This window comes from Sphingomonas sp. AOB5, assembly GCF_029433115.1.
GTDB lineage: Bacteria > Pseudomonadota > Alphaproteobacteria > Sphingomonadales > Sphingomonadaceae > Sphingomonas.
In genome coordinates this window covers 100,003-117,092 of the sequence record NZ_JARNTV010000005.1, presented here as the reverse complement: position 1 = coordinate 117,092, position 17,090 = coordinate 100,003, and the positions used below count along the sequence as shown (strand labels likewise).

Below are 17,090 nucleotides of genomic sequence, written 5' to 3'. Positions count from 1 at the left end.
TCCCGCGATTGCGAAAGCGGGATTTGATCCCCCGCCATGGCGCGCAAAAAGGGGGCGGCGTGAAGGCAGTTATCTTGGCCGGTGGGCTTGGTACTCGGCTCGCTGAAGAGACAAGCTTGCGTCCCAAGCCGATGGTGGAGGTCGGCGGGCGGCCTATTCTGTGGCACATCATGAAAATCTATGCGGCGCACGGCGTCCGCGATTTCATCATCTGCTGTGGTTTCAAAGGCTATGTAATCAAAGAATATTTCGCCAACTATCAGCTTCACATGTCCGATGTGACGATCGATACGCGGAAGTCGGAGATTCAATTCGACCGCTCCTATGCCGAGGACTGGTCGGTCAAGCTGGTCGATACCGGTGCCAATACGATGACCGGCGGCCGTCTTGGCCGAGTGGGGCATCTGCTGCGTGATGAAGAGGCGTTCTTCCTCACCTATGGCGACGGCGTGGCAGATATCGACATTGCCGCGCTCGCCGAGCGTCATCGTTCGCATGGCGGTCTGGCGACGGTGACCGCCGTCCGCCCGCCCAGCCGTTTCGGCCTGCTCGACATGGTCGATGACGACCGCGTCGCCAGCTTTGCGGAGAAGCCGATCGAGGATGCCGGCTGGATCAATGGCGGGTTCTTCGTTCTCTCGCCCAAGGTGCTGGACCTGATCGAAGACGATTCGACGATCTGGGAACGCAGCCCGATGGAGCGGCTCGCGGAGAGCGGCGAGCTTCACGCCTATAGGCATGACGGCTTCTGGCAGCCGATGGATACGCTGCGCGACCGGACCCAGCTTGAGGAGTTGTGGAGCAGCGGGAAGGCGCCGTGGCAATGCTGGCCGTAAATCCCGAATTCTGGGCTGGCAGGCGCGTTCTTGTTACGGGCCATACCGGGTTCAAGGGCAGTTGGCTGAGCTTCTGGCTTCGCGAGCTTGGCGCCGAATCCTTTGGGCTTGCGCTGGCACCCGAGACCGAACCTGCGCTCTACGATCTGCTGGGGATCGACCGGATGCCCGGCATGATCGCCGATATCACCGACACGGCGGCGCTTGCAGAAGCGTTCGAGCGGTCGCAGCCGGAGATCGTGCTGCATCTCGCCGCTCAGGCGCTGGTCCGCGAGTCCTTCGAAACGCCGGTCGAGACGTTCGCAACCAATGTCGTCGGTACGGCAGCGGTCCTGGATGCTGTGCGGCGTACGCCGTCGGTCCGCTCCGTCGTCGTGATCACCAGCGATAAATGCTATGAAAACCGGGAGTGGGAGTGGGGGTATCGCGAAAGTGACCCGCTTGGCGGTTACGACCCCTACAGTGCCAGCAAGGGTGCGGCGGAGATCGTGGTGGCCTCGATGCGGCGCAGTTATTTCGCGCCCTATCGCAAGGATGGTCACCCGGCCCGGATCGCCAGCGTTCGCGCTGGCAATGTGATCGGCGGCGGGGACTGGTCGAAGGACCGGCTGGTACCGGACATCATTCGCGGCGCACTGTCGGACTCCGGCGAAGTCGTGATCCGCTCACCCGGCGCGGTCCGCCCTTGGCAGCATGTGATGGAGCCACTTGCGGCGTATCTCGGCTTGGCTGAGCGCCTCTACAACGGGGACGAAGGCGTCGATCAGGCGTTCAATTTCGGCCCCTCCGAAACCGACAACCGCCCGGTGCTGGAGGTTGCGGAAGCGCTGGTCGAGCAACTCGGTTGCGGTCATCTCGAGGTTCGACCGCCCCCCAATGCGCCGCATGAGGCCCATCTGCTGCGGCTCGATTGCTCCAAGGCGAGGCTTCAACTGGGATGGGCGCCCCGGCTGGACTTCGGCGATACGGTCGCATTGACCGCTCAATGGTATTCCGCGGTTGCCAAGGGCGAGGATCCCTCCGGCGTAACCGCGACGCAAATCAAACACTTCAGCACCCTCAACCCTCGCTAATTTCAGGAGTTCTTGTGCAGCAGATCACCACTTGCGAAGTTTGCGATGGCAAAGAGCTGATCCCGGTCCTGAACCTGGGTGATCAGCCGATGTGCGACGATCTGGTTCCGATCGGCAGCGACGCGCAACCGACGCCCTATCCGCTGGATCTTGCAGCATGCCCGGTGTGCCTGACGGTGCATCAGGTGGTGCAGGTGGAGAAGAAGCTCCTGTTCCCGCAGACCTATCACTATCGCGCGGCGATGACGAAGGACGTGATCGCGGGCATGCGCGAACTGGTCGAGGCGGTCGACGCCACGGTCGGTGGCCTGAAGGGGAAGACCGTGCTCGACATCGGCTGCAATGACGGCAGCCTGCTCAACATCTTCCGCGAATTCGGTGCGAGCACTGTTGGTATCGAACCGACCGGCGCTTCGGAAGACGCGCGGGCGCGGGTAGACCGCGTCATCCATGGCTTCTTCGATTCCGACGCTGTCACCGAATATCTGAAGGAAAGTCCTAAGCCGGACGTCATCACCTTCACCAATGTGTTCGCGCACATCGAGGATCTGAACGGTGTGATCGAGAATCTGGGCCGACTGCTCAAGCCGGACAGCAAGCTGGTCGTCGAGAATCACTATCTTGGCGCCGTGATCGACCGCAACCAGTTCGACACCTTCTATCACGAGCATCCGCGCACCTATTCGTGCCGTTCGTTCGATTTCATCGCCGCAAAGCTTGGGCTTCAGGTTGAGACGGTTGCCTTCCCGCCGCGCTACAACGGCAACATCCGCGTGATGATGGGGACGGGTACCGCAGGCTCCGACGCGCGCCCGGACGAGTCCGGTTACCTTGATGCGCTGAAGGAAATGGGGCCCAAGGTCGATGCCGCGCGAGTGGAGATCCGCGAGAAGATCGCCGCTCTGGTTGCCGCGCACGGCCCCCTGCCGGGCAAGGCTTTTCCGGGCCGCGCAGCGATCCTGGTGCATTGCTTCGGTCTCGACGAGACTATGATCGACCGCACCTATGAGCGCAGCGGCTCGCCCAAGATCGGCAACTACATTCCGGGCACCCGCATCGAAATCCGCGACGAGAAGGAGTTCTTCGACGAACATCTCGATGCGCCCGTGATCGTCAACTTTGCGTGGCACATCCATGCAGAGATCGAAAAGTATATGCGGGACAATGGCTATAAGGGCCAGGTCGTCCCCATCTTCGAATGATCGCAGTCCTGGGTAGCGGCTTCGGCTGCTACGGGCATGTGGCGATGCTGGCGAGCGAAGGCCGCAAGGTTGCGACGCTCGCCCGCTATCGACCCTTGTTCGAACGACGGTTGCCGCTGGCACCGCTGATTCCGGCGATCACCTGGCTCGAGGATGAGGCGGATGCTCTCTCGGCCGAAACGCTCGTGCTTGCCCGGCGGCCCGAGGATAATGCTCCGGTTGTGCTCGCTGGCGGCGGCAAAGCGCCAGAAATGCTGGTGATGGAGAAACCATTGGCAGCCGATCCATCAGCCTCGATGGACGTGATCGATACGCTCGAGGGCAGGGGGGTATCGTTCGCGACGCCGTATCTGTTACTTTACTGCCCATGGTTCGAGCCGATGCGTAGCCACCTCGCTGCGGGTGGCAGCGCGTCCATCGAATGGGATTTCCGATTGGCGGCGGCTTCCGATTCCTGGAAGCGCAACGAAGAGGCTGGCGGCGGCGCTCTCGCCTTCTACTTCATTCATTCGCTGGCAGTCGCCGAAGCGGCAATCCCGGGTGGCGAACTCAGCAGTGCGCGAGTGGCTGACCCATCCGGCGGTGAGACCATCGAAGCGATTAGCAGTGCCGGGGACGCGCAACTCCATCAGCGCTTCACTCTGGGAAACCGGCCTCACCATTTTCGTGTCATGCTGGATGAGCAGGTCCTGTTCGATGCGCAGACGCCTTTCGGTGCCCAGCCGAGCGCCGATGTGGCCGATTCAAGGATACCCTTTCTCTCCGCATTCTACGACGCGGAGGTCTTTGGCGCGGCCCGGCGACCCCCGGCCTTCCACCGCCGGGTGGTGACGATGTGGGAATCGATCGGTGTCCATGGCCAAAATTGAAGCCTTGACCAGCCTGATCGACCCTCGCCTGATCCGGTTCCTGGCGATCGGCGTGGTCAACACGCTGTTCGGCTATTCCGTGTTCGGGCTCGGAATATGGCTAGGGCTGGCGAGCCCGCTGGCACTGTTCATCGCCACCTGTGTCGGAATCCTGTTCAATTTCTTCACGACCGGCCGGTTCGTGTTCTCGAGCAGCGATCCCCGCCTGATCCCGCGCTTCATCGGCGCGTACGGGTTCACCTATCTCTTCAATCTGGTTCTGCTGGTCGCGCTCGAGCGGACCGGCCTTCAATCCCTCGTGGCGCAGGCGCTTTGCATCCCGCCGACGGTGGTCCTCTCATTCCTGATACTGAAGCGGTTCGTCTTCGGGAGACAATGATCATGCGGAAGACCATCTCGATTGTTTCGCCCTGCTACAATGAGGAGGACAGCCTCAGGGAATGCTATGAGGCGGTGCGGGACATGTTTCGCAATGAACTGCCCGGATATGATTACGAGCATGTCTTCTCGGACAATGGCTCGACTGACACGACGCCCGAAATGCTGAGAGCCTTGGCGGCCGAGGATCCGCGAGTGCGTGTGATCCTTAATGCGCGCAATTTCGGCCCCTTCCGTTCGATGTTCAATGCCCTGCGGCGGACCAGCGGCGACGCTGTCATCACCTTCCTTCCGATCGATCTCCAGGATCCACCTGCGCTCGTTCCGGAGTTCGTCCGGCTGTGGGAAAGTGGGTACGAGATCGTCGCCGGTGCTCGCACCACGCGCGAGGAAAGCTGGATGATGCGCAAGTCGCGCTCACTGTTCTACCGGACGGTGAACCGGCTGGCGGATTTTGAGATCCCGGAGAAGGTGGGCGAGTTCCAGCTGATCGACCGGAAGGTCGCGGACGCGGTGCTGTCCTATCAGGACCATTATCCGTTTTTGCGCGGCATGATCGCCGCCGTCGGCTTCCGGCGCATCGTCGTTCCCTATCACTGGGCGAAGCGTGAGCGGGGCCGGTCGCGGCTCAATCTCTTCATGCTGATCGATCAGGCGATCAACGGCATCCTATCCTACACCAGCGCCCCGATGCGGGTTTGCACGCTGGTCGGCATGGCGATCGCATCGCTGTCGATCTTCTACTCGGTGGGCGTCGGTGCTGCCTGGGCGTTGGGGCTGACCAGCGCGCCGCGCGGGATCATCACGCTGATCGTTTCGCTGTTCTTCCTGTCCGGTCTGCAGTTCCTCTTCATCGGCGTGATGGGCGAATATGTAACGTCGATCCACAAACAGGTTCGCGGCGGCCCGGTCGTCGTGGAACGCGATGCCATCAATTTTGCAGAGGTCGAGGCTGAGCCGAAGCCGGCAGCCCGGAAGTCGCGGCGCGGCTAGGCGGTTCTATCACCACTGAGCGAGGCTGGGGGATGATCATGACGGTGCGGGCTCACTTCGTTGAGTGGAAAAACCAGGTCTGCAACCTCTTCCGCGAGCGGAATCTGATACGTCAGGATTGGATCGTAGCATCGGCCATTCTGGTGGTCGCGACGCTGTTCTTCACCTGGAGACTGTACGAGTTCATCTCGCTCAACCCCGTCGACAATTCGGTATTCGGTGCCGATACGGCTGAGAATTACGGGATGATCAGCACGCATCGCTATGGCGGTCTCGGACCATCCAAGCACCCCGCAGCGATCGGCTGGACGTTGATGGTGATCGCGCCGCTTCAGTTCTTGGGTGTCCCGCCGCCGGTCGCGATTTCGATCGGCTTCGCTCTTGCGGTCGGTATCGGACTTGCGGCTCTCTTTCTGACGCTGCGGCTCCGCGGCCTGACTGCCGGACCGGCCGTGTCGTTGGTGGCGCTGGGTGCCATGTCCTACGCCTTTGTTACCATCGCTTCGGTCGTGGATACCTACAGCCTTACCGTAGCTGCCGTGTGCGTGGCCTTGCTGATCATCACGATCGTTGGCCAGATATCGATCGGCTGGGTAAGCGGGGCGCTTGCGGGAGCCGCGGTTGCCGGGGCGGCGTTGTTCAACTTGCCTGCGGCCGCCTATGCCGTTGCTTCCTGGGGCACATGGCTGGACAAATCGCGTGGGAGTGACCCGCGCGGGGCCACGCGTCTTGCTGCGATCTCGATCGGTGCGGCCTTGGCTGTGACCGCGGTCCCGGTTCTGCTCGTCAGTGCGTGGATCGGCTTTGGAGTCCAGACGGGCCTGCTCGAACGTTACGCGTCGATTTCGCACTTCTTCGACGGCAAGACGCTGGCGGATACGATCGCCACGATCTTCGCATTTGCGCACGTCGCACCGGAATCGACGCTATTCTGCCGATATCTGTGGAATGAGCTCCCGCAATATGCCGCAAGCCCGCTTCGTGGGCTGGCAATGCTCGGATGGCTTGCGCTGATCGTTTCCGGCATCGTCACTGGACTACGCTCCATTGTGTGGCGCGGGACTGTTGTGTCGATGGTGGCGATCATTGGCGCTATCGTCGCGTTCTATGTCTACTTCGCCCCGCAAGCGATGCAGCTTTATGCCGGGCAGTGGATGCCCGCCACGATCCTCCTGATCGCGCCGCTGCTGGCCGCGAAGCCGAAGCTGTGGCCGGCTGTAGCGGCATTCGCGCTGTTGAATGCCGCGCTGAATGGGCCTCCTCTGCTCAATAGCCAGGTCTGGACCTTCGACGCGCTGTGCCCCGCAGATCGGGCCGTCAACGGAGGCCTTTGAGAGGCCAGAGCTCTGCTGCTTCCGAGTGAGCCAACGCTGTTAGCTAGCGAGCGCTTTAAGAGAGCGCTCGCATCAGCTCAGTGCCCTTCAAGGTCTTCTGACCGGTCGCAACAATGCACCACGCTCTCCAAAGGCGAGCGATACGCTGATCAGTCCGTGTTGCCGTAGGTATAGTCGTAGGCATAGCCATAGCCGTACCCATAGCCATAGCCGGCGCGCTTGGCGTCGAACTTGGTCAGCACCGCACCGATCACATTGGCATTGGCTGCATGCAGGCGACGGACCGCCGCCTTGGCCTGTCCGCGATGCGAGCGGCTCGCCTGTGCGGCGAAGACAGTTGCGTCGACCTGCCGCGACAGAAGCTGGGCGTCGGCCAGACCGATCACCGGCGGACCGTCGATCACTATCGTATCATAGGATTCGCGAGCCTGTGCCAGCAACTGCGGCAGCGTATGCGACGCAAGCAGCTCGGTCGGATTGGGCGGGATGGGTCCGCTGGACACGAAATCGACATTTGCGAAGCCGCTCGGCTGAACCGCCTGGGAAAGCTCCAGGTGGTGTGCCAGCACGTTGCTCAGGCCTGCCTTCGAGCTGAGCTTGAGCACCTTGTGCAGCGACGGCTTTCTCAAGTCGCCGTCGATCAGCAGGACGCGCTGGCCGAGGCTCCCGAACTCTTGGGCGATCGCGATCGAGCTGGTCGACTTGCCTTCTTCCGGACGGCTGCTGGTGAACAGGATTGTGCGCGGCTGACCCTGCGTACTCGCAAAGCTGATGCTGGTCCGCAGCGAGTGATAGGCTTCCGCCAACGGTGATTTGGGATCGCGCAACTCGCTGACCGGATCTCCGCCGCTGGTGATGATCGGCGTGACACCCAAGAGCTGCAGGCCGAGCTTGCGCTGCACTTCGTCGGGGGTGCGGATCGCATCGTCGAAATGTTCGCGGACAAAGGCGGCGAGCGCGCCGAGGCCCAATCCGGCAAACAGTGCGAAGGCGAGGTTCATGAACAGGTCGGGCTTCGACGGACCGCCAGGTACCTGGGCGCCATCGATAACCGAGATGTTGCTGGTCGAGACGCCTGCCGTCGCGGCGAGCTCCTTGTAGCGCTGCAGAAGCGCCTCATAGAGCGAGCGATTGGTATCCACCTCGCGCTTCAGGATGTTGTAGCGGACGCGCAGGCCCTGTTCGGACAGGGCGTTGCCGCTCAGGCCCTTCACGCTGGTTTCCAGCGCGCGTTCCTGATTGACCAGAACGTCATAGGCGTTGCGGATGCCGTTACGAACATTGACCGCTTGCGTATTGATCTCGCGGTCTAGCGTGGCAAGCTCGGTCGTCGCCTGCTCGACACTGGGGTGGTCGGGACGATAACGTGCCCGGAGCTCGCCCAGCGCGGCCAGTTCGGTTGCTCGACGGGTCAGCAACTGCTGGATCACCGGGCTGGCCTGGACTTCGGGCAGCGACATCAACGGCGTGGCCTGCGCCTGGCGCCAGCGCTGTTCCGCTTTCACTCGCTCTGCACGAACTGCGACGTAGCTGGCATTGATGTCGCGCAGGTTTGAAGTCGTGAGGGTGGTCGAACCGCCGCCTTCGCCAGTCTGGCCGGTCGCCTCGGTTTCGACCAGACCTTCGGTGCGCGCATAGGCGAGCAGGGCCTCTTCGGAATCCTCGAGCCGCTCTTTCGTCTGCGCGATCTGGTTCTGGAGGAACTGACGCGCATAAGCGGAGGAGTCGAAGCGCCGCTCGAGGTTCGAGCGGATGTAATTCTCGGCATAGCTGTTGGCTACCTGCGCCGCGATCTCCGGGCTTGGGCTGGCGAACGAGATCGATGCGACGCGCGAATCTGTAGGGACCTTGATGCTCAGGTTACGCAGCAACAGGCCGACCACCTGACGATAGCGCGCGACGATGAGCGCGCGACCGGTGGCCTTTGGCGGCTCGCCGCCCATTGCTTCGATGAAGCGATCGTTGCGGGCGAGATTCAGCGAGTAGGCAACGCGTTCGGCCAGCGCACGGCTGCGCAGGATCGCGCCCTGGGTCTCGAGGAAGCGATCGGCATCCGCCATCGGGATGACTGGCTCGACATCGGACTTCTCAAGGATAGTTGCGGTCTGCTGCTCGATCTGGACCGAGGCGGTCGCGACATAGATCGGCGTCGTCAGCATCGTCACCACGACCGCCGCCAGCAGCGCCAGCGCAATCACGATCACGAAGATCAGGCGATTGCGATAGGCGGCCGCCATAAGCGCACGCAGATCGAGACCGCCACCCTCCTCAGTGGCAGGGCCGTCCGGAATCAGGCCCTGAGCCGGATAGGCTTCCGACCAGGCATCGGTCTCTTTGCGCTTCGGAAGCTCGTGCTGCACCGTTCTACTACTCACTTGTTACTTGAGACGCGGGGCGATGCGGCGTCAGCCGAAGGGGCGGAAGATCGCGACCGCAGGCAGGGCCTGGAGGAAGTCGCGCCATGCGCTGCGCAGGCCCGAGAAGCCGACCACGACGGTGTCGTTGCCCAGGATCTCGGGGTCGGGCATTTCGCCGCGGCGGATCGCGCGCAGGTCGAACTTGGCTGCGTACAGCTTGCCGCCCTGGCGGCGGAAGATCGCCACTTCGTCGAGCTGGGCGACGTTGTTCGGGCCACGTGCCAGCGAGATCGCCCCGAGCAGGGTCGTGCGGCCGCGGAATTCATAGATGCCCGGCTGGATCACCGAGCCATCGACCACCACGCGCTGAGAGACGGCGCTGGCGACATACACCGTCACCCGCGGCTCGTTCAGATATTGCAGCAGCCGCTTGCGGATCAGCTCGGCCAGTTCGTCGGTGGTCGCGCCGACGGCCTCGACCGGGCCGAGCAGCGGCATCGGCACGCGACCCTGCGAATCCACCTCGACCTGGCTGATCGAGAGTTCCGGCTCGCGATAGACGACGACCGAGACGATATCGGCCGGCTGAAGGCGATATTCGCGCAGCACGACATCGGTCGGTGCGGCGGGGATGATCGTATAGGCGTCCTGCCCGGCGGGCAGATCGGCGCGCTGGGTAGTGCAGCTGGCAAGCAGCGCACCCGCCGCGAGTACCATCAGCGTGCGCAGCGGCGCGGAAACGCGCCGGCCGAACGCCGCCATGGAGGAATGCCGTATCGAGGTTGCCCGAACGTCGCTCACTTTTCCGCCCCCTGCGTTTCAAAGCGCCCGGCCCGTACGGTGCCGTTTGTCCCTGACATTGTCCTGCCCCCGATCAGGGACAGCATCCAATCCGGACCCGTTATGGCGACCTGAGCGCTTTGTGCAAGAAAGTTTAGGCAGGTTTTGCCGCAGTGCAACAAAATGCTGCGCAGCTTGTCGCGTGCGGGCGGTATTTCGGCGCACTGTCCGGCGATCCGCGAAATCGGGCCGCGAAGCGCCTTCGAGCGCGAAATAGCCGCAAGTTTCCGCCCGTTGTGGTGGCGCGGTCGCCATTTTTCATGGTGCGGCGAGGCCCGGCCGGAGCCATCGCGACCGCGATTCGCGCAATCCCGGCACCGTGGTCGCGGCGGCAGGGCGGGGCGCAAAGGAAAGGGGCGGCCCCCCTGAAGGACCCGCCCCTGAACCCCATCGAGTGGCGGGCCGGTTCACACCGGCCCAGGCATCACTTGACGTGCTTGGCGATGTGCTTGTTCATCTCGAACATCGTCACCTTGTCGGCGCCGAAGATCGGCTTGAGCTTCGCATCCGCCAGGATTTCCCGCTTGTTTGCAGGGTTCTGGAGGTTGTTGCTCTTGATGTAAGCCCACATCTTGCTGACGATCTCGCTGCGGGGCAGCGCGGCCGTGCCAACGATCGCGGCCAGTTCGGCCGAGGGGGTGACGGGCTTGGCGATACCGCCGCGCGCTTTGGTGTCCGCCATGTTCTTCATCTCCTGTTCGTGCCCTTGGACGGGCTATTCCTTGGTCAGCGCAGACGGTTTGTGCGGGACTTCCCCACCGTAGTCGCTGTGAGCGATGTACTGTGGTTCTCAGCCCGATGCACCTACCCGAAAGCGTTTTCTGCTTCGTATCGGACACTTGCCTGTGAATAACTTCGCGGCAGACGATGCCGCAGGGCCCTCTCCAGACAATTCGATGCCCCTTCCTCGCGCGCTTCGCACTGCGGCGATAGCGCCTGCGCAACGTTTCGCCGCTGTGCCTGTTCGGCTCGCCGCGAAGTCGTGCTATCGCGATGCTCGAAACAGGGATGGAGAGCGCGATGCGAGTGGTTTTGGGCCGAGTGGGACTGGGACTAGGCGGGGCGCTGCTGCTGGCGTCGTGCGGCGGAAGCGGCACCACGGGTACCAACTATTCCGATCCGCCGCCCATGGCCGAGATCGTCGCGACCCCGACCCCCGCGCCGTCGCCCAGCGCATCGCCGTCGTCCGCGCCTTCGAATGCCAGCAACGAAGACACGATGGTCGAAACCAACACGATGTAACGCCTGCGCCGCAACTTTAGCGCGGTGCAACTTCGCTATGGTGGACAAAGCCGCGCGGCTTGGGCATTGGGATGACCATGACGATTGCGCGCGCCCTCGGCCTACGACTTATCCGCCCTTAGGGGCGAGCCGCTTGCGCGCGTGTCTCCCCTAAGGGTGACCTGGAAACCTTAGACCGACCCTGACCCGGCGAGCGCCCGGTCGAGCCGAGAGACACCGCACATGTTACGCGATCCTTCCGCCAAATACCGTCCCTTCCCGACCATCGACCTGCCCGACCGGCAATGGCCGTCAAAGACGATCACCCAGCCGCCGCGCTGGCTCTCCACCGATATGCGCGACGGCAACCAGTCGCTGATCGATCCGATGGACAGCGAGAAGAAGACCCGCTTCTTCGATCTGTTGCTGAAAGTCGGCGCGAAGGAGATCGAGGTCGGCTTCCCCGCCGCGGGCGCGACCGAGTTCGATTTCATCTCGGGCCTGATCCGCGACGGCAAGATCCCGGACGACGTCATCATCCAGGTGCTGACCCAGTCGCGACAGGACCTGATCGAGACCAGTTTCCAGAGCCTGAAGGGCGCAAAGCAGGCGATCGTCCATCTCTATAACGCCGTGTCGCCGGCATGGCGCCGCATCGTGTTCAACATGAGCCGTGACGAGGTTCGCGAGATCGCGGTCGCCGGCGCCAAGGTGCTGCGCGACGAAGCGGCGAAACAGCCCGATACCGAATGGCATTTCGAGTACAGCCCCGAGACCTTCTCGACCGCCGAGCTCGATTTCTCGCTCGAGTGCTGCGAAGCGGTGATGGACATCCTCCAGCCGACGCCAGAACGGCCGATCATCTTCAACCTGCCCGCCACGGTCGAGTGCGCGACGCCCAACGTCTATGCCGACCAGATCGAATGGTTCGGGCGCAATATCCGCAATCGCGAAAGCGTGGTCATCTCGCTCCACCCGCATAACGATCGCGGCACCGGCGTAGCTGCGGCCGAGCTGGGGCTGATGGCGGGTGCGGATCGCGTCGAGGGCTGCCTGTTCGGCAATGGTGAGCGCACCGGCAATTGCGATCTCGTGACGCTGGCGCTGAACATGTACACGCAGGGGATCGACCCCAAGCTCGATTTCTCGGACATCGACGAGGTCATCAAGACCGTCGAATATTGCAACCAGCTGCCGGTGCATCCGCGCCATCCCTATGCGGGCGAACTGGTGTTCACCGCATTCTCGGGCAGCCATCAGGACGCGATCAAGAAGGGCTTTGCTGCGCAGGCCGAGCGCAATGACGAGTTCTGGGACGTGCCGTATCTGCCGATCGACCCCAAGGATCTGGGCCGCGATTACGAAGCGGTGATCCGCGTCAATTCCCAGTCGGGCAAGGGCGGCGTCGCCTGGGTGCTGGAGCAGGATCGCGGGCTGAAGCTGCCCAAGCGGATGCAGGCCGATTTCAGCCGTCACGTCCAGGCGCTGGCCGACGAGACCAGCCGCGAACTGAATGCCGCGGATATCGGCGGGCTGTTCGACCGGACCTATCTGCCCGGCGATGGCGCGCGGTTCGTGCTTGAGGATTATGAGGAAAGCGGCGTGGCTGGCAGCCGCGTGTTCGTCGGCCGTATCGCGGTGGACGGCGAGGTCCGCTCGATCTCCGGGCGTGGCAACGGCCTGATCTCGGGCGTGATCGACGCGCTTGCGGGCACCACCGGGCCGAGCCTCGACGTGGTCGATTACAGCGAACACGCCATCGGCCATGGTGCCGATGCGCAGGCCGCCGCCTATGTCGAATGCCGCACCGCCGATGGGCGGACGGTGTTCGGGGTGGGGATCGACGCGGATATCGCGACCGCTTCGGTGCGCGCGGTGCTGAGCGCGGCGAACCGGGCCTGATTTTTCGCTGACCGTCACCCCGGCCGAAGTGCCGGGGTCCACTAGGTTGAATCTATATTCAGCGCTGACGCTTAAATCCTCCCCCGGAGGGGGAGGGGGACCGCGAAGCGGTGGAGGGGTAATCTCCACAGGCAACGTCGCTCGCGGATAATACCCCTCCGTCAGCCTGCGGCTGCCACCTCCCCCTCCGGGGAGGATTGGATGATTTCTCGAGCCCTGAGCGCTCCCTTCGCCTCCCGGTGGAGTCCGGCAAAAGGCCGGCGTGACGGGTGGATATATGATACGTTTCGTACTATTGTCAGCGCATGTCCGGCGCCTCCCAACCCGACAGCATCTGGGTCCACGCCCATGGCCGCTACCGGCGGGTGAACCCGGGCGACCTCGACTGGATCGAAGCGGAGCGCGACTATGTCCGGTTGCACACGCCGGATGGCTCGTTCCTGCACCATGAGACCATGGCCTCGATCGAGGCGCGGATCGGAACCGCGGCATTCCGCCGCGTCCATCGCTCTGCCATCGTCCGCTGGGACCGGGCGAGCGAAGTGCGGCGTGGCGCGGACGGTGCGCTCACCGTAGTGACCGGGGGCGGGGTGGAGGTGCGTGTAGGGCGAAGCTATGCCGCGGCGCTGCTCGCCGAACTCGCCAGCCGCGCGCCGTTCGCGGCCTGATCGTCGCGCAATATTGTGACAATGCTGCCACAGCTGTCACGCAACCATAATAATACGAAACGCAATATGATCGTTCTGCGCAAGCGATGATCGGATCGCGAAAGCGCATCGCCGTTCGTCGCGGCAATCACGACCCCACGCAACAGACAAGGGGCGATTACCATGCGAACGATCCATCAATTCCTTTCGGCGACCGCGCTGGCGACCGCCATCCTCCTGCCCGGCATGGCACAGGCGCAGGACGCGCCTGCCGCGGACGAGACCGAAGCCGCGCCGGACGAGGCGCCGATCATCGTCACCGGCTCGCGCATCGCGCGTCCGGGCCTGACCTCGGCAGTGCCGGTCACCACGATGCAGGTCGGCGAGCTGACCGACACCGGCAACGTCTCGCTGGGCGACGCGCTCAACAATCTGCCGTCGATGCACGCGACATTCAGCCAGGCCAATTCGGGCGGCTTTATCGGCACCGCGGGCCTCAACCTGCTCGATCTGCGCGGTCTGGGCACCTCGCGCACGCTGGTGCTGGTCAATGGCCGCCGCCATGTGACGGCGCAGCCGGGCACGCCGACCAGCATCGATGTGAACACGATTCCGGTCGATCTGCTCGAGCGCGTCGATGTGGTGACCGGCGGCAATTCGGCCATTTACGGCTCGGACGCAGTCGCGGGCGTGGTCAACTTCGTCACCAAGCGCAATTTCGAAGGCTTCCGCTTCCGCGCTCAGGCCGGCGCCAGCGGCTATGGCGATCGCGGCAGCTATCTGGTGTCGGCGACCGCGGGCAAGAATTTCTCGGAAGGCCGCGGCAACATCGCCGCGTCGCTCGAATATTCCTATGCCGACGACGTCTACTATTCCGATCGCGACGACCTGTACGGCGCCTATTCGGGCCGCCCGCAGTTCAACGTGGTGCAGAACACGCTGGGTGAACCGGCGGCGGGCGACGGCATCCCCGACAACGCCTTCCTGCGCGGCGTGCGCAACGGCAATATCTCCGAAGGCGGCACCTATGCCGCGGCCTGCCCTGCGGCGGTTGCTGCGGGCGATCCCAATTTCGCTGCGGTCCAGGCGCGCCGCGCGCTCAACTGCACCGGGGAGCGCAGCAACACCGGCGCCGAGCTGGGCGTCAATTTCCACTTCGACAGCAACGGCAATCTCGCCGCCAATCGCTGCACCCGCGATCTGCGGCCGTTCGGATCGGGCAACTGCATCGGCGGGCAGGGCTCGACGCTGCGCCTGACCGGCCAGTTGCTGCCGCGGCTTGAGCGCAAGTCGGCGAACGTGCTGGCCAGCTATGAGTTCAGCCCGGCCTTCCGGCCTTTCTTCGAAGGCAAGTTCGTCCGCATCACCGGCAATCAGGAAGGCCAGCCGACCAGCATCGCCAATTTGCAGGGCACCTATAATCTCAGCAATCCGTTCCTGACCGGTCAGGCGCGCGACCTGCTGACCCGCAGCCTGGCGCCGGGAGCGACCACCTTCAGCATCCAGCGCTTCAACGTCGATTTCGGCGGCCGCGGCGAGGAATATACCCGCGACACCTTCCGCCTGGTCGGCGGGATCGACGGCGTGTTCAACGAAGACTGGCGCTACGAGATCGCGGCCAATTACGGCCAGACCGACACGCATTTCGATGCGACCAACCGCATTCTGCTCCAGAATTTCCGTAACGCCGCCGATGCGGTGCTGTCGGGCGGGCAGATCGTCTGTGCGATCAATGCCGATGCCAATCCGAACAACAATGACGCGGCCTGCGTGCCGATCAACGTGTTCGGCAACGGCAAGCCCTCCGCCGCCGCGCTCGACTATGTCAGCGCCGATGTTTTCCGCGACGAGCGCGCGACCTTCTTCAGCGTCAGCGCCTTCGTGTCGGGCGATCTGTCGCAGCTGTTCGAACTGCCCGGCGGCCCGGTCGCCTTCGCGATCGGCGGCGAGTATCGCGCGGAGACGGCCCGCTCGATCTACGATCCGATCACCGCGAGCGGCGCGACCGACTTCAACGTGATCCTGCCCTTCAACGCGCCCACGCTGAAGGTGAAGGAAGCCTATGGCGAAGTCCGCATCCCGCTGCTGAAGGGCATGCCGGGCTTCGAGGAACTGTCGTTCGAAGGCGCCGCGCGCATCTCCGATTACAACAGCGGAGCGGGCACCACCGGCAGCGTGTGGACCTATAATGTCGGCGGCATCTATTCGCCGATCCAGGGCGTGCGCTTCCGCGGCGGCTATGCCCGCTCGGTCCGCGCGCCGACGCTGGTGAACCTGTACCGCCCGGCCTCGCAGACCTTCCTCAACGGGCTGGTCGATCCGTGCAGCCAGACCAACATCAACAACGGCACCACCTTCCGCGTGGCGAACTGCGCGGCGGCGGGCGTGCCCACCACCGAAGTGATCGCGGGCGTCACCGTGCCATGGACCAACGTGCCCTCGTCGGGCATCCGCGGTCTGAACGGCAGCAACGCCAATCTGGAAGAGGAACGCGGCACCAGCATCACGCTGGGCGCGGTGTTCCAGCCGCGCTTCCTGCCGGGCTTCTCACTGACGGTCGATTATTACGACATCAAGGTCGAGAATGTGATCTTCTCGCTCGGCGCGCAGACCGTGATCGACCTGTGCTATGACAATCCCAGCGGCATCGGGAACCAGTATTGCGCCGCGGTCTTCCGCCGTCCCGACGGCACCTTCCTCGGCCAGTCGAACCGCAATGTCGGCGGATCGACGGTGCAGTACACGGTCGGCGCGAACGACAATTCGTTCATCTCCGGCCCGTTCAACTTCGCCAAGCTGGAAACCTCGGGCATCGATTTCGATGCGACCTACCAGACCCGCATGTTCGGCGCTGATCTGAACCTGCGCGGCGTGTTCAGCTGGCTGCTGAAGCGGGACTCGTACAGCAACGTCAACGATCCCACCTTCCGCGATCGTGCCAAGGGCGAGCTGAACGAGCCGGAATATGCGGCGAGCCTCGAGGCGAACCTCGATTTCGGCAAGTTCGATGTGAACTATAACCTGCGGTACATCACGGGCATGACGGTCGATTTCTACGAGACCCAGCACCCGCTCGACGGGCGCCCGGCGACCGATCTCGACAAGTTCCCGGTCGTGTGGACGCCGGACACCTTCTACCATTCGTTCCGCTTCGGTTTCGAGCCGGTGAAGACCTACCGCTTCTATATCGGCGTCGACAATCTGTTCGATACCGCGCCGCCGTTCGGCTTCGACGGCACCTGCGGCACCGGCGGCGTCTTCTCGTGCGGTTCGGGCGGCACGGGCACTGCGGTGTACGAGAATGTCGGCCGCTTCTTCTATGCGGGAGCCGTGATCAAGTTCTGATCGCTGCCCCGCGATCCTAACTCACGGTTCCCCAGGGGCCGGCAGGGGATGCTGCCGGCCCCAATTTCTTGCGCAAACCAATCATCAACATGC

The 17,090-nt window shown here is 63.5% G+C and carries 14 protein-coding genes; 11 read left to right on the top strand and 3 right to left on the bottom strand.

Translation table 11 applies throughout. The features are described from left to right. Window positions 1-59 precede the first annotated feature (59 nt). From rfbF to P1X14_RS04045, 7 genes are read left to right on the top strand one after another with little or no spacing between them, the layout of a single operon-like run. Window positions 60-836 carry a glucose-1-phosphate cytidylyltransferase gene (gene rfbF, locus P1X14_RS04075; RefSeq protein WP_277314037.1) on the top strand — a complete coding sequence of 259 codons (777 nt, stop codon included), beginning with the start codon at window positions 60-62 and terminating at the stop codon, window positions 834-836. Then, window positions 824-1,909 carry a CDP-glucose 4,6-dehydratase gene (gene rfbG / locus P1X14_RS04070; protein WP_277314063.1) on the top strand — a complete coding sequence of 362 codons (1,086 nt, stop codon included), beginning with the start codon at window positions 824-826 and terminating at the stop codon, window positions 1,907-1,909. The genes rfbF and rfbG overlap by 13 nt, the downstream gene beginning before the upstream one ends. 14 nt (window positions 1,910-1,923) lie before the next feature. Then, window positions 1,924-3,111: a class I SAM-dependent methyltransferase gene (locus tag P1X14_RS04065; RefSeq protein ID WP_277314036.1), complete on the top strand. Its 1,188-nt coding sequence runs from the start codon at window positions 1,924-1,926 to the stop codon at window positions 3,109-3,111. Continuing rightward, entirely contained in the window at window positions 3,108-3,980 is an 873-nt protein-coding gene (locus tag P1X14_RS04060) for a hypothetical protein (protein ID WP_277314035.1), read from the top strand. The genes P1X14_RS04065 and P1X14_RS04060 overlap by 4 nt, the downstream gene beginning before the upstream one ends. Then, window positions 3,967-4,359, top strand: a complete 393-nt coding sequence (locus P1X14_RS04055; protein WP_277314034.1) for a GtrA family protein — start codon at window positions 3,967-3,969, stop codon at window positions 4,357-4,359. Before P1X14_RS04060 ends, P1X14_RS04055 begins: the two co-directional genes overlap by 14 nt. Window positions 4,360-4,361: 2 nt before the next feature. Next, the gene (locus tag P1X14_RS04050; protein ID WP_277314033.1) at window positions 4,362-5,351 is read left to right on the top strand and encodes a glycosyltransferase family 2 protein; all 990 of its coding nucleotides are present in this window, start codon (window positions 4,362-4,364) and stop codon (window positions 5,349-5,351) included. A gap of 32 nt (window positions 5,352-5,383) precedes the next feature. Then, window positions 5,384-6,685: a hypothetical protein gene (locus tag P1X14_RS04045; protein WP_277314032.1), complete on the top strand. Its 1,302-nt coding sequence runs from the start codon at window positions 5,384-5,386 to the stop codon at window positions 6,683-6,685. A 149-nt stretch (window positions 6,686-6,834) separates the two neighbouring features. On the opposite strand, the gene P1X14_RS04040 is transcribed toward P1X14_RS04045, so the two are convergent. The 3 genes from P1X14_RS04040 to P1X14_RS04030 form a co-directional block, all read right to left on the bottom strand. Beyond that, window positions 6,835-9,060, bottom strand: a complete 2,226-nt coding sequence (locus tag P1X14_RS04040; RefSeq protein WP_277314031.1) for a polysaccharide biosynthesis tyrosine autokinase — start codon at window positions 9,058-9,060, stop codon at window positions 6,835-6,837. A 30-nt stretch (window positions 9,061-9,090) separates the two neighbouring features. Next, window positions 9,091-9,804 carry a polysaccharide biosynthesis/export family protein gene (locus tag P1X14_RS04035; protein WP_277314030.1) on the bottom strand — a complete coding sequence of 238 codons (714 nt, stop codon included), beginning with the start codon at window positions 9,802-9,804 and terminating at the stop codon, window positions 9,091-9,093. Window positions 9,805-10,306: 502 nt separating this feature from the next. Further along, window positions 10,307-10,564, bottom strand: a complete 258-nt coding sequence (locus P1X14_RS04030) for an SWIB/MDM2 domain-containing protein (protein ID WP_277314029.1) — start codon at window positions 10,562-10,564, stop codon at window positions 10,307-10,309. A 338-nt stretch (window positions 10,565-10,902) separates the two neighbouring features. Between P1X14_RS04030 and P1X14_RS04025 the strand changes: the two genes are divergently transcribed. The 4 genes from P1X14_RS04025 to P1X14_RS04010 all read left to right on the top strand — a co-directional run bounded on the left by P1X14_RS04025 (window position 10,903) and on the right by P1X14_RS04010 (window position 16,997). After that, the gene (locus tag P1X14_RS04025) at window positions 10,903-11,124 is read left to right on the top strand and encodes a hypothetical protein (protein ID WP_277314028.1); all 222 of its coding nucleotides are present in this window, start codon (window positions 10,903-10,905) and stop codon (window positions 11,122-11,124) included. A 222-nt stretch (window positions 11,125-11,346) separates the two neighbouring features. Then, window positions 11,347-13,005, top strand: coding sequence for a 2-isopropylmalate synthase (gene leuA, locus P1X14_RS04020; protein WP_277314027.1), 1,659 nt, complete (start codon window positions 11,347-11,349; stop codon window positions 13,003-13,005). Between the two features lie 305 nt (window positions 13,006-13,310). Further along, complete coding sequence (locus P1X14_RS04015) at window positions 13,311-13,673, top strand: LytTR family DNA-binding domain-containing protein (RefSeq protein WP_277314026.1); 363 nt, start codon at window positions 13,311-13,313, stop codon at window positions 13,671-13,673. Window positions 13,674-13,835: 162 nt separating this feature from the next. Next, window positions 13,836-16,997, top strand: coding sequence for a TonB-dependent receptor (locus tag P1X14_RS04010; protein ID WP_277314025.1), 3,162 nt, complete (start codon window positions 13,836-13,838; stop codon window positions 16,995-16,997). Window positions 16,998-17,090: the final 93 nt, after the last annotated feature.